Genomic DNA, 21,104 nt, shown 5'->3' on the forward strand with positions numbered 1-21,104 from the left:
CGTTTAGCTTCGAAAGAGCTACTTTTTCACACTGTTTTCTCCAGCCCTTTTTATCAATAGTAAGTAAAAATAAGAAAGAAGGATGGATTATGTTTAAACGCGTGCATTTAATTGTTATGGATTCAGTGGGAATCGGTGAAGCACCAGATGCTGAAAAATTTGGTGATGTTGGCAGTGATACATTAGGTCATATTGCTAAAGAAGCTGGTTTGACAATTCCTAACTTGGAGAATCTGGGTCTTGGAACGATTGCTCCTCTTAAAGATGTAGAAGCTGTAGCGGATCATATTGGCTATGCGACAAAATTAGAAGAAGTTTCTGTAGGGAAAGATACAATGACTGGACATTGGGAAATTATGGGCTTGAACATCCAAAAGCCATTCAGAGTATTCCCAGATGGCTTTCCAGAAGAGTTGTTAAAAAAAATAGAAGACTTTTCAGGTCGTAAAATTGTTTGTAATAAACCGTATAGCGGAACAGCAGTCATCGATGATTACGGCAAACATCAAATGGAAACAGGAGATTTGATTGTTTATACATCTGCTGATCCTGTTTTGCAAATCGCAGCTCACGAAGAGATTATTCCTTTGGAAGAGTTATACCGTATTTGTCAATACGTTCGTGATATTACAAAAGATGAACCTTACATGATCGGTCGCATTATTGCACGCCCTTATGTGGGTGAACCAGGCAACTTTACCAGAACAAGTAATCGCCATGATTATGCCTTAGATCCTTTTGGTCATACGGTTTTGGATTCATTAAAAGAAAACGGTAAAGAAGTGATTGCTGTTGGGAAAATCAATGATATCTTTAACGGCCAAGGAATCACAGATTCTGTCCGCACGAAAAGTAATATGGATGGTGTAGATCAATTGCTTAAGGTTATGAGAAAAGACTTTGAAGGAATGAGCTTCACCAACTTAGTTGATTTTGATGCGTTATATGGTCACCGTCGTGATGTGGTAGGCTATGCGCATGCAATCGAAGCCTTTGATTTAAGACTTCCTGAAATCATCGATGCAATGGAAGCAGATGATTTATTGATGATTACCGCTGACCACGGAAATGATCCAACATTCCCAGGAACAGATCACACAAGAGAATATGTTCCTTTGTTGGTTTACAGCAAAAAAATGAACGGTCAAGGCGAGTTACCTCAAGGTCACTATGCGGATATTTCAGCGACGATTGCTGAAAATTTTGCTGTTCCTAAAACGGAAAATGGCGAAAGCTTTTTAAATAAACTGGTATAGGAGAGAAATAATGACAAAACTAAGTGAACTGTTAAAAGAGACAACGAGCTTTTTGAAAGAAAAAGGCATTCAAGAAGTTGATTTCGGTTTGATTCTTGGGTCTGGTTTAGGAGAATTAGCGGATGAAATAGAAGATGCTATTGCAATTCCATTTTCCGAAGTTCCACATTTTGCTGTTTCAGCAGTTGTAGGTCATGCTGGAAAATTAGTGTACGGAACGCTTTCAGGAAAAAAAGTTTTAGCTATGCAAGGCCGTTTCCATTATTATGAAGGACACTCGATGCAAACAGTGACTTATCCAGTTCGTGTCATGGCGGCAATGGGAGCACATTCAATCATTGTAACAAATGCTGCTGGTGGAGTGAATGTGAACTTTACGCCAGGTAATTTGATGTTGATTACTGATCACATCAACTTCACAGGAGACAATCCTTTGATTGGTGAAAACGAAGATGCTATGGGCCCACGTTTCCCAGACATGAGCCATGCCTATACGCCAGAGTATCTTGAAATAGCGAAAAAAGTAGCGAAAGAGCAAAATGTAACGCTACAAGAAGGTGTGTACATGGGATATTCTGGTCCAACTTATGAAACACCAGCTGAAATTCGGATGTCACGTGTGATGGGTGCTGACGCTGTTGGTATGTCGACAGTTTCTGAAGTGATTGTTGCAGCTCACAGTGGGTTGAAAGTCTTAGGAATTTCATGTATTACTAACTTAGCTGCTGGGATGCAAAGTAGCTTGAATCACGCAGAAGTTGTTGAAACAACAGAGCGTGTTAAAGTTCAGTTTAAAGAAGTAGTCAAAGCAACATTAGCTGCACTATAAAAGATTTATTATAAAGGAGAAAAAATATGAGCGTTCATATCGAAGCAAAACAAGGTGAAATCGCAGATAAAATTTTATTACCGGGAGATCCGTTACGTGCGAAATACATTGCTGAAACGTTTTTAGAAAATCCGGTATGTTACAACCAAGTAAGAGGGATGTTGGGGTATACAGGTACGTATAAAGGCGAACGAATTTCTGTTCAAGGAACAGGGATGGGCATGCCTTCTGCGACTATCTATGCCCATGAATTAATCAATTCATATGGTGTGAAGAAATTAATTCGAGTAGGGACATGCGGTTCAATCTCAGAAAAAGTCAAGGTTAGAGATCTAGTAATTGCCCAAGCTGCAGCGACACCGTCATCAATGATTCGTAATGATTTTCCAAAATACGATTTTCCACAAATCGCTAATTTCGATTTACTATTAAAATCGTATACGACTGCAAAAGAAAAAGGATTTACGACTCATGTAGGGAATGTCTTATCAGATGATGTTTTCTATAAAGATAGCATGGATGGCGTGTTTGAATTAGGTAAACTAGGCGTTTTAGCTATTGAAATGGAAGCTGCAGCATTATACTATCTAGCAGCTAAATTTGATGTGCAAGCACTAGCCATAATGACCGTAAGCGACAGTCTAGTAACAGGCGAAGAAACAACCGCTGAAGAACGCCAAACAACATTCAATGATATGATTGAAGTAGGACTTGAAACAGCATTACACAGTTAATAAATTAAGAGATTGAGAGCAGCTATTCGCCTCAATCTCTTTTTATTGCAAATCACAGCGATTGCATGCAGAGCTGATGATGCGCAATACTTGGCGAGCGAAGAGAGCGAAGTTTCATTCGTCAAAATCACAGCGATTGCATGCAGAGCTGATGATGCGCAATACTTGGCGAGCGAAGAGAGCGAAGTTTCATTCGTCAAAAATCACAGCGATTGCTTGCAGAGCTGATTATGCGCAATACTTGATCAGATCAAAGCTAGAGAAGTTTCAGCGATCCTAGTCTATAATAGAATAAGGACCCTAATTGAATGGAGGAAGAAAAATTGGATAATTTTAGATTTTATGTACCGACAGATATTCGTTTTGGGAAAGACCGCTTAGCTACAGAGCTGACAGACGTGCTAAATGTCTATGGTAAAAATGTCCTTTTGGTTTATGGGGGCGGCAGTATTAAGAAAAATGGCTTGTATGGTCAAGTCATCGACTTGTTTGAGAAAAATCAAAATACCGTTGTAGAACTTAGCGGTGTAGAACCCAATCCGCGTATTGAAACGGTTCGCCGAGGGATTGAGTTATGTCGTGAGAATCAGGTAGATGTGATTTTAGCAGTGGGTGGCGGTTCAACGATTGATTGTGCTAAAGTTGTTGCGGCAGGTTTTTATTCTGATAAAGATGTCTGGGATCTAGTTTTAGCAAAAGGTTATGGTGGGAAAGCATTGCCGCTAGTGACTATTTTGACATTAGCTGCAACAGGCAGTGAAATGAATGCTGGTGCTGTGATTTCTAATTTAGCTTCAAACCAAAAATTAGGAATGGGTGGTCCTTCGATGATTCCGAAAGTGTCCTTCTTAGATCCGCAAAATACATTTACTGTTCCAAAGAATCAAACAGCAGCAGGTTCTGCAGATATTCTTAGTCACTTGTTTGAGAATTACTTTAAACAAACGACTGGGACAGATGTTCAAGATTTTGTTTCAGAAGGCTTGATGAGAACAGTGATTAAAAATTGTCCAATAGCCATTGAAACACCCAATGACTATGATGCACGTGCAAATTTAATGTGGGCTAGCAGTTTAGCTTTAAATGGGTTGACTGGCAGTGGTAAAGGCGGAACGTGGTCTTGTCATGCGATGGAACATGAATTAAGCGCATTTTATGATATTACTCATGGCGTCGGTTTAGCAATCTTGACTCCTCGATGGATGAATTACGTCTTATCGGATCAAACAGTGGATAAATTTGCTCAATTTGCCAAAGATGTTTGGGGAATCACTGAAACAGATAAGATGAATGCTGCGAAACAAGGAATCCAAGCAACTTATGATTTCTTTAAAGCTTGCGGGATTCCAATGACTTTACCAGAAGTGGGGATCAATGAAGATAAATTTGCGGAGATGGCTAAACAAGCGGTCGCACACAGCACAATCAAAACGAATGCTTATGTTCCGTTAGCAGAGTCAGATGTTGAGGCGATTTATCGTGAATGTTTAACTGAGTCGAGTTTTGTATAGAAATGAGGATAAACGCAATGAAACAATTATTTGATGAAACGTATTCGGAAAATCGTACGCTTTGGTATGGTTATTTTATGAATCTAGAGCAAATGGATTTGATTAAAACAATCAGTCAAATAATCCAAACGGATTTGCAGAAGTCTAGGGCTGTTTCTGCAACAAGCTGGATATTTTATCGTGAACAGACGCAAACGGATGCTCTAGATGAAACTATAAGATCTTCTATCATGATTCGATTGGTTGATGAAAGGTACTATGTTCACTATAATATGTCTGATTTTGAGTTTGTTACACAGCGAGATCGTATTGAACTTTGGCTTAAGCAGTTAAAAAATCACTTAGAAGAATCTAGTAAGGCATAAAAAATGACCACCCACGCTTCTGTTAGATAATAATAGAAGTGTGGGTGGTCATTAATTTTTATAAGTAGTATTTTTTAGCTACTGTAAGATCATCGTTTAATTCATAAACAAGTGGTTGACCTGTTGGGATTTCAAGATCCATGATATCTTCATCTGAAATACCTTCGATATGTTTAGCTAAAGCACGTAAAGAGTTACCGTGAGCTGCTACTAAAACAGTTTTGTTGTCTAGTAAGGCAGGTGCAATTTCGTCTTGCCAGAAAGGTAGCGCACGCTCTAGAGTTACTTTTAAGTTTTCTCCACCAGGAACATCACGTTGATCCAACATTGCATAACGGCGATCGTTTGCAGCTGAACCTTCATCATTAGCATCCATCAATGGAGGAAGAGTATCGTAAGAACGACGCCAAATGTGTACTTGGTCATCTCCATATTTTTCAGCTGTTTCTTTTTTGTTTAAACCTTGTAATTTACCATAGTGACGTTCGTTTAAACGCCAAGATTTAATTTGAGGCACCCATAATTGATCAGAGTTTTCTAAAAGTAAGTTACATGTTTTGATGGCACGAGTTAAGACAGAAGTGTAGGCTACATCAAATTCGATTCCAGCTTCTTTGATTTTGCGGCCGCCTTCGATGGCTTCTTCAACACCTTCTGGTGCTAAATCAACGTCAGCCCAACCAGTAAATTGATTCAAAGCATTCCATTCACTAAGTCCGTGACGAGAAAAAACTAATTTTGGCATGTATAGCTCTCCTTTGAGTTGTAGTTTCTGAAACTTTCATTTCCTTTTCTATTGTACACCGTTTTAAAACAGATTTCCATTGTAAATTAGTAGGGAATAGTGAAAGTGATCGCTTAATGAGTTTATTGAGATAAGGATAGTTTTTTTTAAGAGGATACAAGTAAGGAGATTACAACTAAAAGTTGTAATCTCCTCTTCTGTAAAATGTTTCTACTAAGAAAAAATTATTCTTGTGAAATCTTAGCGGCATCTGCTTCAGACAAATTGATGTATTTGTAGCAAGTGCCGACAGAAACATTGCATTTTGAGGAAATGAATTGAATCGTTTCCTTTTTTTCATGATACAAGTGTCTGATTTTTTTAACGATTTTTTTATCTATCTTAGGACGACCGCCGATTTTTCCTTTTTTTCGAGCATTATTCAATCCAACTAATGTACGTTCTTTTATCAGATCGCTTTCCATCGCAGCTAATCCGTTCATTAACTTAAAATAAACTTCCCCCATTGGATGTCGTGTATCGATGTTCTCCTCTAAGCTGACTAAATGGATGCCGGACCCCTTAAAAGCTTGTGAGAGTTCGGTCAACTGGCGAGTAGAACGTCCTAATCTATTTAAACGGCAAATAACTAAAGTGTCGCCAGCGTTTAAGTTGTTGAGAACATTCTCCAATTCAGAGACGACATGCTTGGGATTTGTGATATCGAAAGATTCGTGGGAAATTTCATCACAACCGTAGTCAGACAATACTTTGATTTGGGCATCTAGATCATTATCGTTGATTGTTGTACGTGCATAACCAATTATTTTCATCGTTCGTCCTTTCTAGTAAAAAAGTAAATAGGATACTAAAAATGTAGCATATAACCAGACGAAATGATAGTTGTTTTTTTATCTTTTTTTAATGTTCTTCTTCTTTTTCAAACCGTATTCAAATGATTCGTTACTCTGGAACGTGGATAGTTCTTGGGCCGTTTTCTCCGCCAACAATAACAGTTGAAACAATTTGAAGAAATAATCCGTGTTCTACAACACCAACTAGATGATCTAAATAAGCACCTAAAGCAATAGGGTCATTAATCTCTTCTAAATGAAGATCAATAATATAATGGCCGCCGTCGGTCACTAAGATTTCTCCATTTGCTGTCTTACGTAAAATAGGAGCAAAACCTTTTTCTTCAAACAAGTGAACTAACTGCTGACTGCCATAAGGGATCACTTCAACAGGTAATGGGAATTTTCCAAGTTTTTTTACTAACTTAGAGTCGTCGACGATCCAAATGCATTTTTTTGAATATGTTGCGACGATTTTTTCAAACAATAAAGCTGCACCTCCGCCTTTGATACCTTGGAAATCTTCACTGATTTCATCGGCTCCGTCAATTGTTAAATCCACATAAGGAACCTCATCAATACTTTTTAAAGGGATGCCCAATGCTTGTGCTTGGCGCTCTGTTTCTTTTGATGTAGTAACACCAATGATAGATAAACCTTCTTCTTTCACACGTCGACCAATTTCGTCTACCATAAATTTTGCGGTAGATCCTGTTCCCAGACCTACGATCATACCATCGTTTACATATTTTGCGGCTTCAATTCCTGCCATTTGCTTAAGATTCATTACAAATATCCTCTCCTTTTCAGCTCTCACACAAATATAATACATGCAAGCAATTAAAAAAGATAGCTGATTGAATGGGTTTAGTGAGATTTTTAATCCTAAACTTATTTAGCGAAATAAAGATTAAACATATTTGATGAAGCGGGTTTTATCCCGTCAGCGATTGTAGTTGTTGATGTGCCATACCAATAGTGTCCTTTTTTTAGCTGAATCGGTAATATAGGTTTTCTCTTATCTTCTTCTTGTAAGTCATTTACTTTCAACTTTAAATAAACAGTAAGCCTCAAGCTATCAGTGACTTTTGGTGCATAACGGATTCTAAATCCTTCGAATTCGTGAAGGGCTGGTTTTTGTGAAGAGAAATTCACCCCATCTTTGGTATATTCAATAACCTCTTCAGTAACTGGTTTGGTAGCATTGAACCAAGTGATAACAGGATAATCTACAGCTTCAAGAATTCTTCTTTGTTGCGATGTTAAATGGAATTCAATCCAATTATCTGTTGAATTTCTCTGAAGTCCCGCACCGTACTGGAAGTAAAGGTTGTCTTTTGTAGAATCATCAACGGTAAAGTAAGAACGACCGGTGCTAACCTGTGAATCAGTTGCCCAACTAATGCGGTAATAATTAAAGAGACCGTCTCTTGAATTCACTGTTACCTCACAACTTGCTTTCGCTGAACCGTCTTCAGTGGTAGCTGTAATTATAGTCGTACCTAGATCTCTCGAAGAGACATTTCCGGTTTGATCAACAGTTGCAACGAATAAATTGCTTGATGTCCAAATGATTTTTTGCGGCTGAGCATTTTCTGGGAAGCTTTGTACATTTAGAGTTGTTGTGCCAGATTCCTCTAAGTTAAGAGAAGTTTGGCTAAGTTGTATGTTTTGAATTTTAGGTAAAGCATTCACAGTAATGGAAACCTCTTTTTTTATAGACGGATTTCGAGTAGAGAACGCTTCTATTTTTGTTTCACCAATATTTACGGCAGTGATTGCTCCGTTAGAATTAACCGTTGCGATATGAGGGTCAAGACTTCTAAAACCGATGGATGGATAAGTTGCGTTTTTAGGAGTCAATGAAGCTGCTAATTGTTCTTGAGCGCCAATTGAAAGAGAAAACTGGTCTTTTTGTACCGTAATCGACTGGGGTTTTGTTTCGGATAGTTGTTCTGTAAACCCACTGATAAAGAAGGATCGAATGTTCTCTTCATACCACGTTCCATCATTGTTCAGTGAGTAGCTACTACCATTATTTAGTCCTAATTTTTCAATAGGACTTACAGGTAGATTTTGCCGATTCTCTTTATCGGAAGAGCGATAAACTACTGCAATAGAAAAATCTTTGCCAGTCAAGGTAATAGGTTGTTTTAGACGAATAGTTTCTGTTCCGATTTCATGTTTTGTTCCTTCTTGCACTTTAGTAAATCCAGCTAGATTTTTTGAAGGTTTTCCATTAGGAAGGACATAGATTTCATAATTTATGTCACTCGTTAAAGTTTTTATGGAAACGGCAGATAACTGCTCTGGCGTGTCCAGAGTACGGGAATAAGAAGTTGCCAGTGTTCGCTCTTTACCAGGCAATAATGCTACTAGCTGTCCTGCAGTGAAATAAGCAACATTGTATTTTTTATAGTAGTTATCCTTGTTTTCTATAGAAGTAAAAATGTTGATATCCGCTTGTTTTAATTGGAAGTCATCGTAAGAAATATAATAATATCCTTGATCTCCCCAATCGGCTCCCCAACTATTTTTAACAATGAAGGCCCCATCTTGCGAGGGTGTATAGACAAATCGCTCTTTACTGAAGGAGTCATCCCATCCGACAATCGTGGTAGAGTGGTTAAAGGTGCCTACACGATCTTTTGGAATGTATTGTGAATGGTAACGTGTTTCGTAACCTGTAAACATGCGGTTGTTATGAACTGCATTCCCATAACGATGAACATATTCTTTAATGGTTTTGACCCGCAGATTATTTTCCTCTTGAGAAATATCAGATGAAACTTTAGGTAATGTTACCTGACTTTGGACATGCTTTTCAGCAGTCAAATTTTGCCATTTTGAAACTGGCTGAAATCCTGTAATCGTGTCTGGAAAAGCACTTTCGTATACTGGACCAGACCAGTCTTGGGTAGCATCGGCAGCGGGTTCATGAGTAAATCCTGTATTTAATATACCGCCATTACTAATAGTAGTTGCATAAGGATTCTCACCTGTATTTCCTGTTGCATCGATAGCGATTAAGTAGTTAAAGTAATTTTCCGAAAAATCATGTTGTTCTCCATTTTTCGCTAAGTAGCTTTCTATTGCTGCGGTAGTAGCATATGTCCAACAAATATCTTTTGTTTGCTTTTTAACTGGAGTAACTTGTCCAGTTTCACGAGGATCATATTTTTGAGGTAATTCGTTTTCTTCACCAAAGGCTTTTTGTGGTAAAAAAAAGAAACAAATAAATAGAATGGCGATTAAGAATCTTGTTTTTGCAGAACCAGATACAGTGCTAATGTTTTTCATGATATTCCCTCCTTTTTTATGTATATATTGTACATTATTCTGTTCAAAAAGTGTATTTTTGTTCTTTTTATAAAAGAGATTGACAAACGAATTGTGTCATGATATGCTATCAAAGGTGCTTTATCTACAGGTCTCTCGTTGGAGACGTGCTGACTGTCTATCGAAGCATATTTGATAATGAGTGCAGAGATTGCATTATTTTTTATCGCTAAAAAAGAACCACCTGGATGTGTGGAACTAGATGCGAAATGAGGAAGGAGGAAACAAGGAATGCCTACAATTAATCAATTAGTACGTAAACCTCGTAAATCAAAGGTGGAGAAATCTAATTCACCAGCGTTGAACAAAGGATATAATAGTTTTAAGAAATCTCAAACGAACGTAAACTCACCACAAAAGCGTGGGGTTTGTACTCGTGTGGGAACAATGACACCTAAAAAACCTAACTCGGCTTTACGTAAATATGCCCGTGTTCGTTTGTCTAACTTAATCGAAGTAACAGCTTATATCCCAGGAATCGGTCACAACTTACAAGAACATAGCGTGGTACTATTACGCGGTGGACGTGTAAAAGATTTACCAGGGGTACGTTATCATATCGTACGTGGTGCGCTTGATACAGCCGGTGTTACAGATCGTAAACAAAGCCGCTCTAAATATGGTACTAAAATGCCTAAAGCTGCTAAATAATTTGACAATCACTAAGGTCTTATATAATAAAGAATTTTCGGAAGGAGGAGTTACGGATGCCACGTAAAGGTCCTGTTACAAAACGCGATGTTTTACCAGATCCAATTTATAACTCAAAATTAGTAACTCGCTTAATTAACCGTGTAATGGTTGATGGGAAACGCGGGATTGCTGCTAATATCATCTATAATTCATTTGATATCATCAAAGAATCTACAGGTAATGATCCATTGGAAGTTTTCGAGCAAGCAATGAAAAACGTTATGCCTGTCTTAGAAGTAAAAGCTCGCCGTGTTGGGGGTTCTAACTATCAAGTACCAGTTGAAGTTCGTCCAGAACGTCGTACAACTTTAGGTTTACGTTGGGTTGTTAACTATGCTCGCCTACGCGGTGAACATACAATGGAACAACGTCTAGCGAAAGAAATCATGGATGCTGCCAATAACACTGGTGCTTCTGTTAAAAAACGTGAAGACACACACAAAATGGCGGACGCTAACCGTGCGTTTGCACACTATCGTTGGTAAGATCCTCTCTGTATGTAATTTAACTTTACTGCAGACAGTCACTTTACAATCGATTTAAATAAAGAGAGGAGAAACCTAGAATGCCAAGAGAATTTTCGCTAGAAAACACTCGTAATATCGGTATTATGGCGCACGTTGATGCGGGTAAAACAACAACAACAGAGCGTATTTTATACTATACTGGTAAAATCCATAAAATTGGTGAAACGCACGAAGGTGCATCACAAATGGACTGGATGGAACAAGAACAAGAACGTGGTATTACTATCACATCTGCTGCAACAACTGCAGAGTGGAAAGGTTACCGTGTAAATATCATCGATACACCAGGACACGTGGATTTCACTATTGAAGTTCAACGTTCACTACGTGTATTGGATGGTGCTGTAACCGTTCTTGACTCACAATCAGGTGTAGAACCTCAAACTGAAACAGTTTGGCGTCAAGCAACTGATTATAAAGTTCCACGTGTTGTTTTCTGTAATAAAATGGATAAAATCGGTGCGGATTTCTTATACTCTGTAAACTCATTACATGATCGTTTACAAGCAAATGCACATCCAATCCAATTACCAATTGGTGCAGAAGATAACTTCACAGGGATCATCGATTTAATTACGATGAAAGCTGAAATCTATACAAATGATTTAGGTACAGACATTCAAGAAACTGAAATTCCAGAAGAATATATGGAACAAGCGGTTGAATGGCGTGAAAAATTAGTTGAAGCTGTTGCTGAAACTGATGAAGACCTAATGATGAAATATCTTGACGGTGAAGAAATTACTATTGAAGAATTAAAAGCGGGTATCCGCCAAGCAACGATCAACGTTGAATTCTTCCCAGTAATGGCTGGTTCTGCCTTTAAAAATAAAGGTGTTCAATTAATGCTTGATGCAGTTCTTGATTACTTGCCATCACCACTTGATATCGAAGCGATCAAAGGGATCGACGTTAAAACAGACGAAGAAACAACTCGTCCTGCTGATGACGAAGCACCTTTTGCATCACTAGCATTTAAAGTTATGACTGACCCATTCGTAGGTCGTCTAACATTCTTCCGTGTTTATTCTGGTGTCCTTGAAAGTGGTTCATACGTATTGAACGCTTCTAAAGACAAAAAAGAACGTATCGGTCGTATTCTACAAATGCACGCGAACACACGTAAAGAAATTGACAAAGTGTTCTCAGGAGATATCGCTGCCGCTGTTGGATTGAAAGATACAACAACTGGTGATACTTTATGTGCGGTAGATTCACCAGTTATCCTTGAATCAATCGAGTTCCCAGAACCGGTTATCCAAGTAGCTGTTGAACCTAAATCAAAAGCTGACCAAGATAAAATGGGTGTGGCTCTGCAAAAACTTGCAGAAGAAGATCCATCATTCCGCGTTGAAACAAACGTTGAAACTGGTGAAACAGTTATCTCTGGTATGGGCGAATTGCACTTAGACGTATTAGTAGACCGTATGAGACGTGAGTTCAAGGTTGAAGCAAACGTTGGTGCTCCACAAGTATCATACCGTGAAACTTTCCGTGCTCCTGTTACTCAGGCAGAAGGTAAGTTTGTACGTCAGTCTGGTGGTAAAGGTCAATACGGACATGTCTGGGTTGAATTTACACCAAACGAAGAAGGTAAAGGTTTTGAATTTGAAAATGCTATCGTCGGTGGTGTGGTTCCTCGTGAGTACATCCCAGCGGTTGAAAAAGGCTTGGCAGAATCTATGAACAACGGTGTTCTTGCTGGATATCCATTAGTTGATATTAAAGCAAAACTTTACGATGGTTCATACCATGATGTCGATTCAAATGAAACAGCCTTCCGTGTAGCTGCTTCTATGGCACTACGTGCGGCTGCTAAAAAAGCAATGCCTGTAATTTTAGAACCAATGATGAAAGTAACGATTACTGTACCAGAAGATTACTTAGGTGATATCATGGGACACGTTACAAGTCGTCGTGGACGTGTTGAAGGTATGGAAGCACACGGTAACTCACAAATCGTTAACGCGATGGTGCCTCTAGCTGAAATGTTCGGTTACGCGACAACATTACGTTCAGCAACACAAGGTCGCGGTACGTTTATGATGGTCTTTGACCACTATGAAGATGTACCAAAATCTGTACAAGAAGAAATCATTAAGAAAAATGGCGGAAACAACGCTTAATAGTTAAGAAATAGCCACGTGCTTATTTATGACTAGGATTTTCTGACGATTTCAGGTAAACTAATTAAAGATGATCAGGTAGTTGTCACTATCTATCAAATAAAAATAAAATTCATATATTTTAGGAGGAACATTTAAAATGGCTAAAGAAAAATTTGACCGTTCTAAACCCCATGTAAACATTGGTACTATTGGACACGTTGACCATGGTAAAACTACATTAACTGCTGCAATTGCAACTGTGTTAGCTAAACACGGTGGCGGTGAAGCTCAAAACTATGCTGATATCGATAACGCTCCAGAAGAAAAAGAACGTGGTATCACAATCAACACTTCTCACATCGAGTATGAAACTGATGCTCGTCACTATGCCCACGTGGATTGCCCAGGACACGCGGATTACGTTAAAAACATGATCACTGGTGCTGCACAAATGGATGGAGCTATCTTAGTAGTATCTGCTGCTGATGGTCCTATGCCTCAAACTCGTGAGCACATCTTGTTATCACGTAACGTTGGTGTACCATACATCGTTGTTTTCTTAAACAAAATGGATATGGTAGATGACGAAGAATTATTAGAATTAGTAGAAATGGAAGTTCGTGATTTATTATCTGAATATGACTTCCCAGGTGACGACACTCCTGTTATCGCTGGTTCTGCTTTGAAAGCTTTAGAAGGCGACGCTTCATACGAAGAAAAAATCATGGAATTAATGGCTGCAGTTGATGAGTATATCCCAACTCCAACTCGTGATACTGACAAACCATTCATGATGCCAGTCGAAGACGTATTCTCAATCACTGGACGTGGTACTGTTGCTACAGGCCGTGTTGAACGTGGAGAAGTTCGCGTTGGTGACGAAATCGAAATCGTTGGTATCAAAGAAGATACTGCTAAAACAACAGTTACTGGTGTTGAAATGTTCCGTAAATTGTTAGACTACGCTGAAGCTGGCGATAACATCGGTGCTTTATTACGTGGTGTTGCACGTGAAGATATCGAACGTGGACAAGTATTGGCAAAACCTGCTTCAATCACTCCACACACAAAATTTAAAGCTGAAGTTTATGTTTTATCAAAAGAAGAAGGCGGACGTCACACTCCATTCTTCACAAACTACCGTCCTCAGTTCTACTTCCGTACAACTGACGTAACTGGTGTAGTTGAATTACCAGAAGGTATCGAAATGGTAATGCCTGGTGATAACGTAGCAATGGACGTTGAATTAATCCACCCAATCGCTATCGAAGACGGAACTCGTTTCTCTATTCGTGAAGGCGGACGTACTGTTGGTTCAGGCGTTGTTTCTGAAATCACTAAATAATTTAAATTTAACGATTTAATATAAAGCAATAAAACCGACGTAAAACATCGGCGTACTCGGACGTAAGTCGAAGGGATTTCCCTTCGGCTTTTTTTGTTTTTGAAGTTAAAAAATAAGGCTGAAGGAATGCCCCTTCAGCCTTATTTTGAGTATTAAAGTTCCCCAGTTAAAAACTGCGCTTTTCCAAATCCGAAACTCCAATCTGCATCCCCGTTAATCACGAATGAAACAAGTAAATTTTTAGACGCAATTCCACACAGCTCCTCTAATCGCTGTGCAAGTAAAAGATAAAAAGTTTCCTTTTGCGAAGTTGTCCGTTCACGACTAATAATAGTTAGAGCAATCATTTTATCAGGTTCTCGCTGGAATCCTAAACCAGTATCGCCTAGAACCATTTCATAAGCTTTATGTTGAGTGACAATTTGATATCTGTCACCAGCAGGTACTTGGAAAGATTCTAAAACAACTGTGTGAGTAACGTCAAGAATTTGTTGTATCTCTGTTTCGCTATGACCTTCGATTAAATCAAATTTTAATAAAGGCAAATTGTTCCCCCCTTTTTTATTTCCTAATTACTATATAAAAGCTGAATACCATGTAAGTCACAAAATTCCACATACTTTTGTGGGATTTCTTTTGTTGTAATGATGCCCTGGGTGTTTTCTAAAGGTGAGTAAGTGAGCAAGGTAGAATGATCGAATTTTGAACTGTCTGCTAATAGATAAATCTCTTTCGCTCTTTCCACGATCATTTTTTTTATTCTATACTCCATTAAATCGGAATTAGTCAGACCACTTGCAATTGATACGCCAGTTGCAGCCATGAAGGCTTTGTTTATATTATATTTTGTCACCACGGCTTCATCTTCTATGCCAACAAAAGAACGTGTTTTCCTTTTGTAACTATTACCGATAAGGATAAGCTGAACATTTTTCATCGTTGCGGCTGAATTAATAATATCAAGATTATTTGTTAGGAGAGTAAATGGCAACTCTGGATCTACATTTTTTAAAATTTGGCTAGTTGTTGTCCCTGAGTCGATGAAAACTAAATCATCCTCTTCTATGAGAGTAGCAGCGATAGCGCCAATCTCTTCTTTTTCTTTTTGATTATGAATGTTGCGGTTTTCAAAAGAAACGAGGTTATTTTCGACGTAGACCACACCACCGTAGACTTTTTTTAACGTTCCCCTTTTTTCTAACTCGTTGATGTCTCGACGAATCGTATTTTTAGAAACATTGAAGACGCGGCATAATTCATCTAAAGAGATACTGCCTTGTTGCTGAATATAATTTTCAATTTGCTGAATCCGTTGTAATTTCATGCGTTGTAACCTTTCCACTTCGTGTATTGAATTTACTATAACATATGCTCTTAATGTAATCAACATGTAACCATTTTCTGTTTGGCTTGATAGTTATAAATTAGTTCAATTATCAGGATTTGATTAATTGAAGTTAATTTTTAAGAAAAAATAGGTTGACTATCTGATTTTGTAATTGTACAATGTAATCAAAAGTTGACCAAACTTAATCAACATATGACCATCGGGTTGGTTTTTAATAAAACAAGGAGGACAAGCAGAATGACGGAGATACGTAGGTTGAAAAATTATATAGGTGGAAAATGGATAGAAAGTCATACTGATACGTATGAAAAGGTTTATAATCCTGCTACTGAAGAAATATTGTGTGAAGTGCCGATTTCGACAAAAGAAGACTTAGAAATCGCTGTAAAAGTTGCTAAAGAAGCTTTTGAAACATGGAAAGAAATAGCTGTACCAAGGCGTGCACGAATCTTGTTTAATTTCCAACAATTATTGGTGGAGCATAAAAATGAATTGGCTCGTTTGATTACCATTGAAAATGGTAAAAATCTTACGGAAGCGTTAGGCGAAGTTCAAAGAGGAATCGAAAATGTAGAGTTTGCTGCGGGAAGTCCAACCTTGATGATGGGAGACTCATTATCCTCGATTGCGACAGATGTAGAAGTAGCAAATTATCGCTACCCAATTGGCGTTGTTGCAGGGATATCCCCCTTTAATTTTCCTATGATGGTTCCTTGTTGGATGTTTCCAATGGCTATCTCATGTGGAAATAGCTTTATTTTAAAACCATCAGAACGGACACCTTTGTTGACGGAACGATTGGTTGAATTATTTACAGAAGCAGGGTTACCGCGAGGAGTATTCAATGTTGTTTACGGGGCACATGATATTGTAAATGGTGTTTTAGAACATCCTGAAATTAAAGCGATTTCATTTGTTGGATCAAAACCTGTGGGGGAATATGTTTATACCCAAGGAAGTAAATATTTAAAACGAGTACAAGCATTGACGGGTGCAAAGAACCATTCAATTGTTTTAAAAGATGCGGATTTAGATGATACGGTAACGAATATTGTATCTGCAGCATTTGGTTCTGCTGGAGAGCGCTGTATGGCTTGTGCTGTTGTGACAGTTGAAGAGTCAATTGCAGATCAATTTATTGAAAAATTGAAAGAAAAATCAGTAGGAATAAAAATCGGAAATGGCTTAGATGATGGAGTGTTCTTAGGACCTGTCATTCGTCAAGAAAATCAGGAGCGAACTCTAGCTTATATCGAAAAAGGAATTGCTGAAGGAGCGACTTTAGTAGCGGATGGCAGAGAAAACAAACCCGATCAAGGCTATTTCATTGGGCCAACGATTTTTGACGGTGTCACAACAGAGATGACGATTTGGCGTGATGAGATTTTTGCTCCTGTCCTTTCTATTATCAGAGTAAAAAATCTAGAAGAAGCAGTCGCAACAGCGAATCGTTCAGAATTTGCAAATGGCGCATGTCTTTTCACAAATAATGCTTCTGCTATTCGTTATTTTAGAGAAAATATCGATGCAGGTATGTTAGGAATCAATTTAGGTGTTCCAGCTCCGATGGCCTTTTTCCCTTTTTCTGGATGGAAATCTTCATTTTATGGCACACTTCATGCAAACGGAAAGGACAGTGTGGACTTTTACACTCGTAAAAAAGTAGTGACAGCCCGTTACCCGAAAGCAAATATCTAAACAGAGAGTAGGAATAAATATGGCTCGATTAAAACATGAATCGATTTCAAGAACAATTGGAAGTGGAGTGGAGCTACTTCAACATATCCATCAAGAAAATACCCCACTTCATTATATTGAACTAAAAGTGATTGAAATGAGTCCAGGCAGCCGATTACAAGAAACCTTAAAGAAACAAGAAGTGTGTATCGTTGCCTTAACTGGGAAAATCACTGTAACCGATGGTACCCAGACCTTCAATGAAATCGGTACAAGAACTAGCGTATTTGAAAAAATTCCAACAGATAGTGTTTATATCCCAATAGAGGAAACATTTGAACTTACAGCTATAACTCAAGCGACGGTTATTCTATGTTATTCACCTACTGAAAAAAAACAAGAAACGGTTTTAATCAAAGCGTCTGATAATACTGTTGAGCATCGGGGAATATACCAAAATAAACGCTTGGTTCATAATATTTTACCAGATTCAAGTTCAATTGCAGATCGTTTGTTAGTGGTTGAAGTATTTACGGATGGCGGGAACTGGTCCAGTTATCCCCCTCATAAACACGATCAAGACAATTTACCTAAAGAGTCACTGCTTGAAGAAACCTACTACCACGAAATGAATCCACGCCAAGGATTTGTTTTTCAACGGATTTATACAGATGATCGATTGTTAGATGAGACGATGGCAGTTGAAAACGGGGAGGTTGTTGTTGTTCCAAAAGGATATCATCCAGTTGGAGTACCGGATGGTTATGATTCTTATTATCTAAATGTGATGGCTGGACCAACAAGAAAATGGCAATTTCATAATGATCCTGACCATGAATGGATTTTAAATAGAAAATAAACGAAGGAGTGATGAGGATGACAAAAAAATTTGATTTAATTGCCCTAGGTCGTGCCTGTATTGATTTAAATGCTGTGGAATATAATCGCCCGATGGAAGAAACGATGACCTTTAAAAAATATGTAGGTGGCTCACCAGCGAATATCGCTATTGGCAGTGCTAAATTAGGCTCGCAGGTTGGATTTATCGGGAAAGTTTCGGATGATCAGCATGGACGATTTATACAAAGATTTATGAAAGATGCAGGAATTGACACAAGCCAACTGTATGTGGATAAAGAAAATCATAAATCAGGATTAGCTTTCACTGAAATTAAAAGCCCGGAAGAATGCAGTATTTTAATGTATCGAGATCAGGTTGCCGATTTGTATTTACAACCAGAAGAAATCAGCGAAGATTATATTAAAAAGACAGATCTTTTATTGGTTTCAGGAACAGCTTTGGCTCAAAGTCCATCTAGAGAAGCTGTTTTAAAAGCAATTTCTTATGCTAAAAAAAATCAGGTGAAAGTCGCTTTTGAATTAGACTATCGACCGTATACTTGGCAATCCCCAGAAGACGTTTCTGTGTATTATTCAATCGTTGCAGAAAATGCTGATATCGTTATTGGGACGAGAGATGAATACGACGAAATGGAAGGAAAAAAAGGGGGGACCAATCAGGCTACAATTGACTATTTATTCCAGCATCATCCCAAGTTGTTAGTGATCAAACATGGAGTGAAGGGTTCATTTGCTTATACTAAAGAAGGTAAAGCCTATCAAGCTGGATCTTACAAAACCCAAGTGTTAAAAACCTTTGGTGCAGGTGACTCTTATGCAGCGGCATTTTTATATGCATTAAAGGCAGGCAAAGATTTGGAAACAGCCTTAAAATACGGAAGTGCTTCAGCGGCAATCGTTGTTAGTAAACATAGCTCATCAGAAGCAATGCCGACAGTAAATGAAATCGAAGCATTGATTGCAGAACAATCTTGATAAAAGTAAGGTGGAAAATTAATGACTAAAAAAATTCGACTAACCACTGCACAAGCACTTATCAAATTCTTAAATCAGCAATACATCCATGTTGATGGAGAAGAATTTCCATTTGTTGAAGGGATATTCAATATTTTCGGTCACGGGAATGTACTGGGAATCGGGCAAGCACTTGAGGAAAATTCAGGACATTTAAAAGTGATTCAAGGGAAAAATGAACAAGGCATGACACACGCAGCTGTTGCTTACAGTAAACAGAAGTTACGTCAGAAGATTTTTGCAGTAACAGCTTCTGCGGGACCTGGATCAGCGAATATGATTACTGCCGCAGCTACCGCCTTTGCTAATAATATTCCTGTATTGATTTTGCCGGCAGATACATTTGCAACAAGACAACCTGACCCTGTACTGCAACAATTGGAGCATGAAACAAGTGCAGCAACTACAACCAATGATGCGTTTAAAGCTGTTTCTAAATATTGGGATCGCATTCAACGGCCAGAACAGTTGATGAGTAGTTTACTAAGAGCTTTCGAAGTGATGACAAATCCGGCGACAGCGGGACCTGCGACGATTTGCATCTCCCAAGATACAGAAGCAGAAGCCTATGATTATGATGAAGATTTTTTCAAAAAAAGAATCCATTATATTAATCGACCACTTCCAACATCTCGTGAGTTAGATGGTGGCGTTAAACGAATTAGAGAAAGCAAGAAACCTGTAATCATCGTTGGTGGTGGCGCGAAATACTCTGAAGCTCGTCAAGCACTGATGGATTTATCTAACCAATGTGCTATTCCTTTAGTAGAAACTCATGCTGGGAAATCAACAGTGGAAGCTGGGTTTAAAAATAATTTAGGTGGTACAGGCGTATTAGGTACATTAGCAGCAAACAAAGCTGTTCAACAAGCTGATTTGATTATTGGTATTGGTACTCGATACACCGATTTTACGACATCATCTAAAACAGCGTTTAATTATGAACAAACAAAGTTTATGAATATCAATATTAATCGCATGCAGGCATATAAATTTGATGCATTTCAACTTATTGGCGATGCGAAAGAAACCCTTGAAGCGCTCATTCCAATGTTGGAAGGCTATCAAACTGATTTTGGAACAGAAATTCAGAGATTGAAAGATGAATGGACGATAGAACGAAATCGTTTGAGAGACGGTGTGTTTTCAAAAGAAAATTTCACGCCAGAAATCAAAGGACAATTTAACCAAGAGGAGTTAAATGAGTATGCAACAGCTTTAGATACAGAATTTCTTCAAACTAGAGCGTTTATTACGATCAATGATCATGTTGCAAAAGACAGCATTGTTGTTGCATCAGCAGGCTCCTTACCAGGTGATATGCAGCGTTTATGGAATCCAGCTGTTCCAAATACGTATCATTTAGAATACGGTTATTCATGTATGGGCTATGAAATCGGCGGAGCTTTAGGAGTGAAATTAGCGCAGCCAGAACAAGAAGTTTACGCTATGGTGGGAGATGGCAGCTTCTTGATGCTTCATTCAGAACTAGTCACAGCCCTTCAATATAATCAAAAAATCAATATTATGTTGTTTGATAATTCAGGATTCGGCTGCATCAACAACTTACAGATGGAAAACGGCAGTGGTAGTTATAAGTGTGAGTTTAGAGACTCAAATAACCAAATTATGGCTATTGATTATGCCAAAATAGCAGAAGGATATGGAGCTAAAGTGTTTCGTGCCAATACGAAAGAAGAGTTGGAGACTGCGCTAAAAGATGCTGCTAAGCAAGAAAAATCAACGTTGATTGAAATGAAAGTATTACCAAAAACGATGTCAGACGGCTATGAAAGTTGGTGGCATGTGGGAGTCGCAGAGGTATCAGGTAGTCAGGATATCCATGAAGCCTATGAGCGTAGTCAAAAAATGTTGAAAAAAGCTAAAACTTATTAATTATATACCTAAACGATCATTAT

19 protein-coding genes are annotated in these 21,104 nt (G+C 38.3%); 13 read left to right on the top strand and 6 right to left on the bottom strand.

Translation table 11 applies throughout. From position 1 onward, the window contains the following. The first annotated feature begins 89 nt into the window (after positions 1-89). From deoB to AC4BB2_RS01395, 5 genes are all read left to right on the top strand, one after another. Complete coding sequence (deoB, locus tag AC4BB2_RS01375) at positions 90-1,256, top strand: phosphopentomutase (protein WP_490473685.1); 1,167 nt, start codon at positions 90-92, stop codon at positions 1,254-1,256. A gap of 10 nt (positions 1,257-1,266) precedes the next feature. Beyond that, the gene (locus AC4BB2_RS01380; protein WP_490473686.1) at positions 1,267-2,085 is read left to right on the top strand and encodes a purine-nucleoside phosphorylase; all 819 of its coding nucleotides are present in this window, start codon (positions 1,267-1,269) and stop codon (positions 2,083-2,085) included. A 26-nt stretch (positions 2,086-2,111) separates the two neighbouring features. Beyond that, positions 2,112-2,819 carry a purine-nucleoside phosphorylase gene (gene deoD, locus AC4BB2_RS01385; protein ID WP_069635482.1) on the top strand — a complete coding sequence of 236 codons (708 nt, stop codon included), beginning with the start codon at positions 2,112-2,114 and terminating at the stop codon, positions 2,817-2,819. Positions 2,820-3,127: 308 nt separating this feature from the next. Then, entirely contained in the window at positions 3,128-4,330 is a 1,203-nt protein-coding gene (locus tag AC4BB2_RS01390) for an iron-containing alcohol dehydrogenase (protein ID WP_490473687.1), read from the top strand. 17 nt (positions 4,331-4,347) lie between these two features. Beyond that, positions 4,348-4,695 carry a hypothetical protein gene (locus AC4BB2_RS01395; RefSeq protein WP_490473688.1) on the top strand — a complete coding sequence of 116 codons (348 nt, stop codon included), beginning with the start codon at positions 4,348-4,350 and terminating at the stop codon, positions 4,693-4,695. A 58-nt stretch (positions 4,696-4,753) separates the two neighbouring features. Here AC4BB2_RS01395 and gpmA read toward each other — a convergent pair whose 3' ends face one another. From gpmA to AC4BB2_RS01415, 4 genes are all read right to left on the bottom strand, one after another. Then, positions 4,754-5,440, bottom strand: coding sequence for a 2,3-diphosphoglycerate-dependent phosphoglycerate mutase (gpmA, locus tag AC4BB2_RS01400; RefSeq protein WP_490473689.1), 687 nt, complete (start codon positions 5,438-5,440; stop codon positions 4,754-4,756). Positions 5,441-5,664: 224 nt separating this feature from the next. Next, on the bottom strand, positions 5,665-6,252 hold the full coding sequence (locus AC4BB2_RS01405; protein WP_490473690.1) for a recombinase family protein: 588 nt from the start codon (positions 6,250-6,252) through the stop codon (positions 5,665-5,667). A 130-nt stretch (positions 6,253-6,382) separates the two neighbouring features. Next, on the bottom strand, positions 6,383-7,060 hold the full coding sequence (rpiA, locus tag AC4BB2_RS01410) for a ribose-5-phosphate isomerase RpiA (RefSeq protein WP_490473691.1): 678 nt from the start codon (positions 7,058-7,060) through the stop codon (positions 6,383-6,385). 104 nt (positions 7,061-7,164) lie between these two features. Further along, positions 7,165-9,573 (bottom strand): Ig-like domain-containing protein, encoded by a 2,409-nt coding sequence (locus AC4BB2_RS01415; RefSeq protein ID WP_490473692.1) that lies wholly within the window; start codon positions 9,571-9,573, stop codon positions 7,165-7,167. Positions 9,574-9,843: 270 nt separating this feature from the next. On the opposite strand from AC4BB2_RS01415, the gene rpsL reads away from it, so the two are divergent. From rpsL to tuf, 4 genes are all read left to right on the top strand, one after another. Then, a complete protein-coding gene (gene rpsL, locus AC4BB2_RS01420) occupies positions 9,844-10,263 on the top strand; it encodes a 30S ribosomal protein S12 (protein ID WP_010761696.1) in 420 nt (139 codons plus the stop codon). 56 nt (positions 10,264-10,319) lie between these two features. Further along, on the top strand, positions 10,320-10,790 hold the full coding sequence (gene rpsG, locus AC4BB2_RS01425; RefSeq protein ID WP_010761695.1) for a 30S ribosomal protein S7: 471 nt from the start codon (positions 10,320-10,322) through the stop codon (positions 10,788-10,790). Positions 10,791-10,870: 80 nt separating this feature from the next. Continuing rightward, positions 10,871-12,958, top strand: a complete 2,088-nt coding sequence (fusA, locus tag AC4BB2_RS01430; RefSeq protein WP_490473693.1) for an elongation factor G — start codon at positions 10,871-10,873, stop codon at positions 12,956-12,958. A gap of 139 nt (positions 12,959-13,097) precedes the next feature. Continuing rightward, positions 13,098-14,285 (top strand): elongation factor Tu, encoded by a 1,188-nt coding sequence (gene tuf, locus AC4BB2_RS01435; RefSeq protein WP_207696468.1) that lies wholly within the window; start codon positions 13,098-13,100, stop codon positions 14,283-14,285. A gap of 152 nt (positions 14,286-14,437) precedes the next feature. Here the strand turns inward: tuf and AC4BB2_RS01440 are convergent, their stop codons facing one another. Both AC4BB2_RS01440 and AC4BB2_RS01445 read right to left on the bottom strand, forming a co-directional pair. Continuing rightward, positions 14,438-14,830 carry a tautomerase family protein gene (locus AC4BB2_RS01440; protein WP_490473694.1) on the bottom strand — a complete coding sequence of 131 codons (393 nt, stop codon included), beginning with the start codon at positions 14,828-14,830 and terminating at the stop codon, positions 14,438-14,440. A 23-nt stretch (positions 14,831-14,853) separates the two neighbouring features. Further along, positions 14,854-15,609, bottom strand: coding sequence for a DeoR/GlpR family DNA-binding transcription regulator (locus tag AC4BB2_RS01445; protein ID WP_490473695.1), 756 nt, complete (start codon positions 15,607-15,609; stop codon positions 14,854-14,856). Between the two features lie 261 nt (positions 15,610-15,870). On the opposite strand from AC4BB2_RS01445, the gene iolA reads away from it, so the two are divergent. Genes iolA through iolD form a run of 4 tightly spaced genes read left to right on the top strand, consistent with a single transcriptional unit; the run spans position 15,871 to position 21,081 of the window. Beyond that, positions 15,871-17,331, top strand: a complete 1,461-nt coding sequence (gene iolA, locus AC4BB2_RS01450) for a methylmalonate-semialdehyde dehydrogenase (RefSeq protein ID WP_490473696.1) — start codon at positions 15,871-15,873, stop codon at positions 17,329-17,331. Between the two features lie 19 nt (positions 17,332-17,350). Beyond that, the gene (iolB, locus tag AC4BB2_RS01455; RefSeq protein ID WP_490473697.1) at positions 17,351-18,169 is read left to right on the top strand and encodes a 5-deoxy-glucuronate isomerase; all 819 of its coding nucleotides are present in this window, start codon (positions 17,351-17,353) and stop codon (positions 18,167-18,169) included. 17 nt (positions 18,170-18,186) lie between these two features. Further along, complete coding sequence (gene iolC / locus AC4BB2_RS01460; protein ID WP_490473698.1) at positions 18,187-19,146, top strand: 5-dehydro-2-deoxygluconokinase; 960 nt, start codon at positions 18,187-18,189, stop codon at positions 19,144-19,146. A gap of 21 nt (positions 19,147-19,167) precedes the next feature. Next, entirely contained in the window at positions 19,168-21,081 is a 1,914-nt protein-coding gene (gene iolD / locus AC4BB2_RS01465; protein ID WP_490473699.1) for a 3D-(3,5/4)-trihydroxycyclohexane-1,2-dione acylhydrolase (decyclizing), read from the top strand. Positions 21,082-21,104 lie beyond the last annotated feature (23 nt).

Source organism: Enterococcus sp. AAFC-DPL-5146, from assembly GCF_058216635.1.

What these genes read in the sequence shown, in the direction of transcription:
- gpmA (WP_490473689.1), bottom strand. Translation starts at nt 5,440, where the DNA reads ATGCCAAAATTAGTTTTTTCTCGTCACGGACTTAGTGAATGGAATGCT.
- iolD (WP_490473699.1), top strand. Translation starts at nt 19,168, where the DNA reads ATGACTAAAAAAATTCGACTAACCACTGCACAAGCACTTATCAAATTC.
- AC4BB2_RS01405 (WP_490473690.1), bottom strand. Translation starts at nt 6,252, where the DNA reads ATGAAAATAATTGGTTATGCACGTACAACAATCAACGATAATGATCTA.
- AC4BB2_RS01415 (WP_490473692.1), bottom strand. Translation starts at nt 9,573, where the DNA reads ATGAAAAACATTAGCACTGTATCTGGTTCTGCAAAAACAAGATTCTTA.
- rpsL (WP_010761696.1), top strand. Translation starts at nt 9,844, where the DNA reads ATGCCTACAATTAATCAATTAGTACGTAAACCTCGTAAATCAAAGGTG.
- AC4BB2_RS01395 (WP_490473688.1), top strand. Translation starts at nt 4,348, where the DNA reads ATGAAACAATTATTTGATGAAACGTATTCGGAAAATCGTACGCTTTGG.
- tuf (WP_207696468.1), top strand. Translation starts at nt 13,098, where the DNA reads ATGGCTAAAGAAAAATTTGACCGTTCTAAACCCCATGTAAACATTGGT.
- AC4BB2_RS01390 (WP_490473687.1), top strand. Translation starts at nt 3,128, where the DNA reads ATGGAGGAAGAAAAATTGGATAATTTTAGATTTTATGTACCGACAGAT.
- iolA (WP_490473696.1), top strand. Translation starts at nt 15,871, where the DNA reads ATGACGGAGATACGTAGGTTGAAAAATTATATAGGTGGAAAATGGATA.
- iolB (WP_490473697.1), top strand. Translation starts at nt 17,351, where the DNA reads ATGGCTCGATTAAAACATGAATCGATTTCAAGAACAATTGGAAGTGGA.
- rpiA (WP_490473691.1), bottom strand. Translation starts at nt 7,060, where the DNA reads ATGAATCTTAAGCAAATGGCAGGAATTGAAGCCGCAAAATATGTAAAC.
- fusA (WP_490473693.1), top strand. Translation starts at nt 10,871, where the DNA reads ATGCCAAGAGAATTTTCGCTAGAAAACACTCGTAATATCGGTATTATG.
- AC4BB2_RS01445 (WP_490473695.1), bottom strand. Translation starts at nt 15,609, where the DNA reads ATGAAATTACAACGGATTCAGCAAATTGAAAATTATATTCAGCAACAA.
- rpsG (WP_010761695.1), top strand. Translation starts at nt 10,320, where the DNA reads ATGCCACGTAAAGGTCCTGTTACAAAACGCGATGTTTTACCAGATCCA.
- deoB (WP_490473685.1), top strand. Translation starts at nt 90, where the DNA reads ATGTTTAAACGCGTGCATTTAATTGTTATGGATTCAGTGGGAATCGGT.
- iolC (WP_490473698.1), top strand. Translation starts at nt 18,187, where the DNA reads ATGACAAAAAAATTTGATTTAATTGCCCTAGGTCGTGCCTGTATTGAT.
- AC4BB2_RS01380 (WP_490473686.1), top strand. Translation starts at nt 1,267, where the DNA reads ATGACAAAACTAAGTGAACTGTTAAAAGAGACAACGAGCTTTTTGAAA.
- deoD (WP_069635482.1), top strand. Translation starts at nt 2,112, where the DNA reads ATGAGCGTTCATATCGAAGCAAAACAAGGTGAAATCGCAGATAAAATT.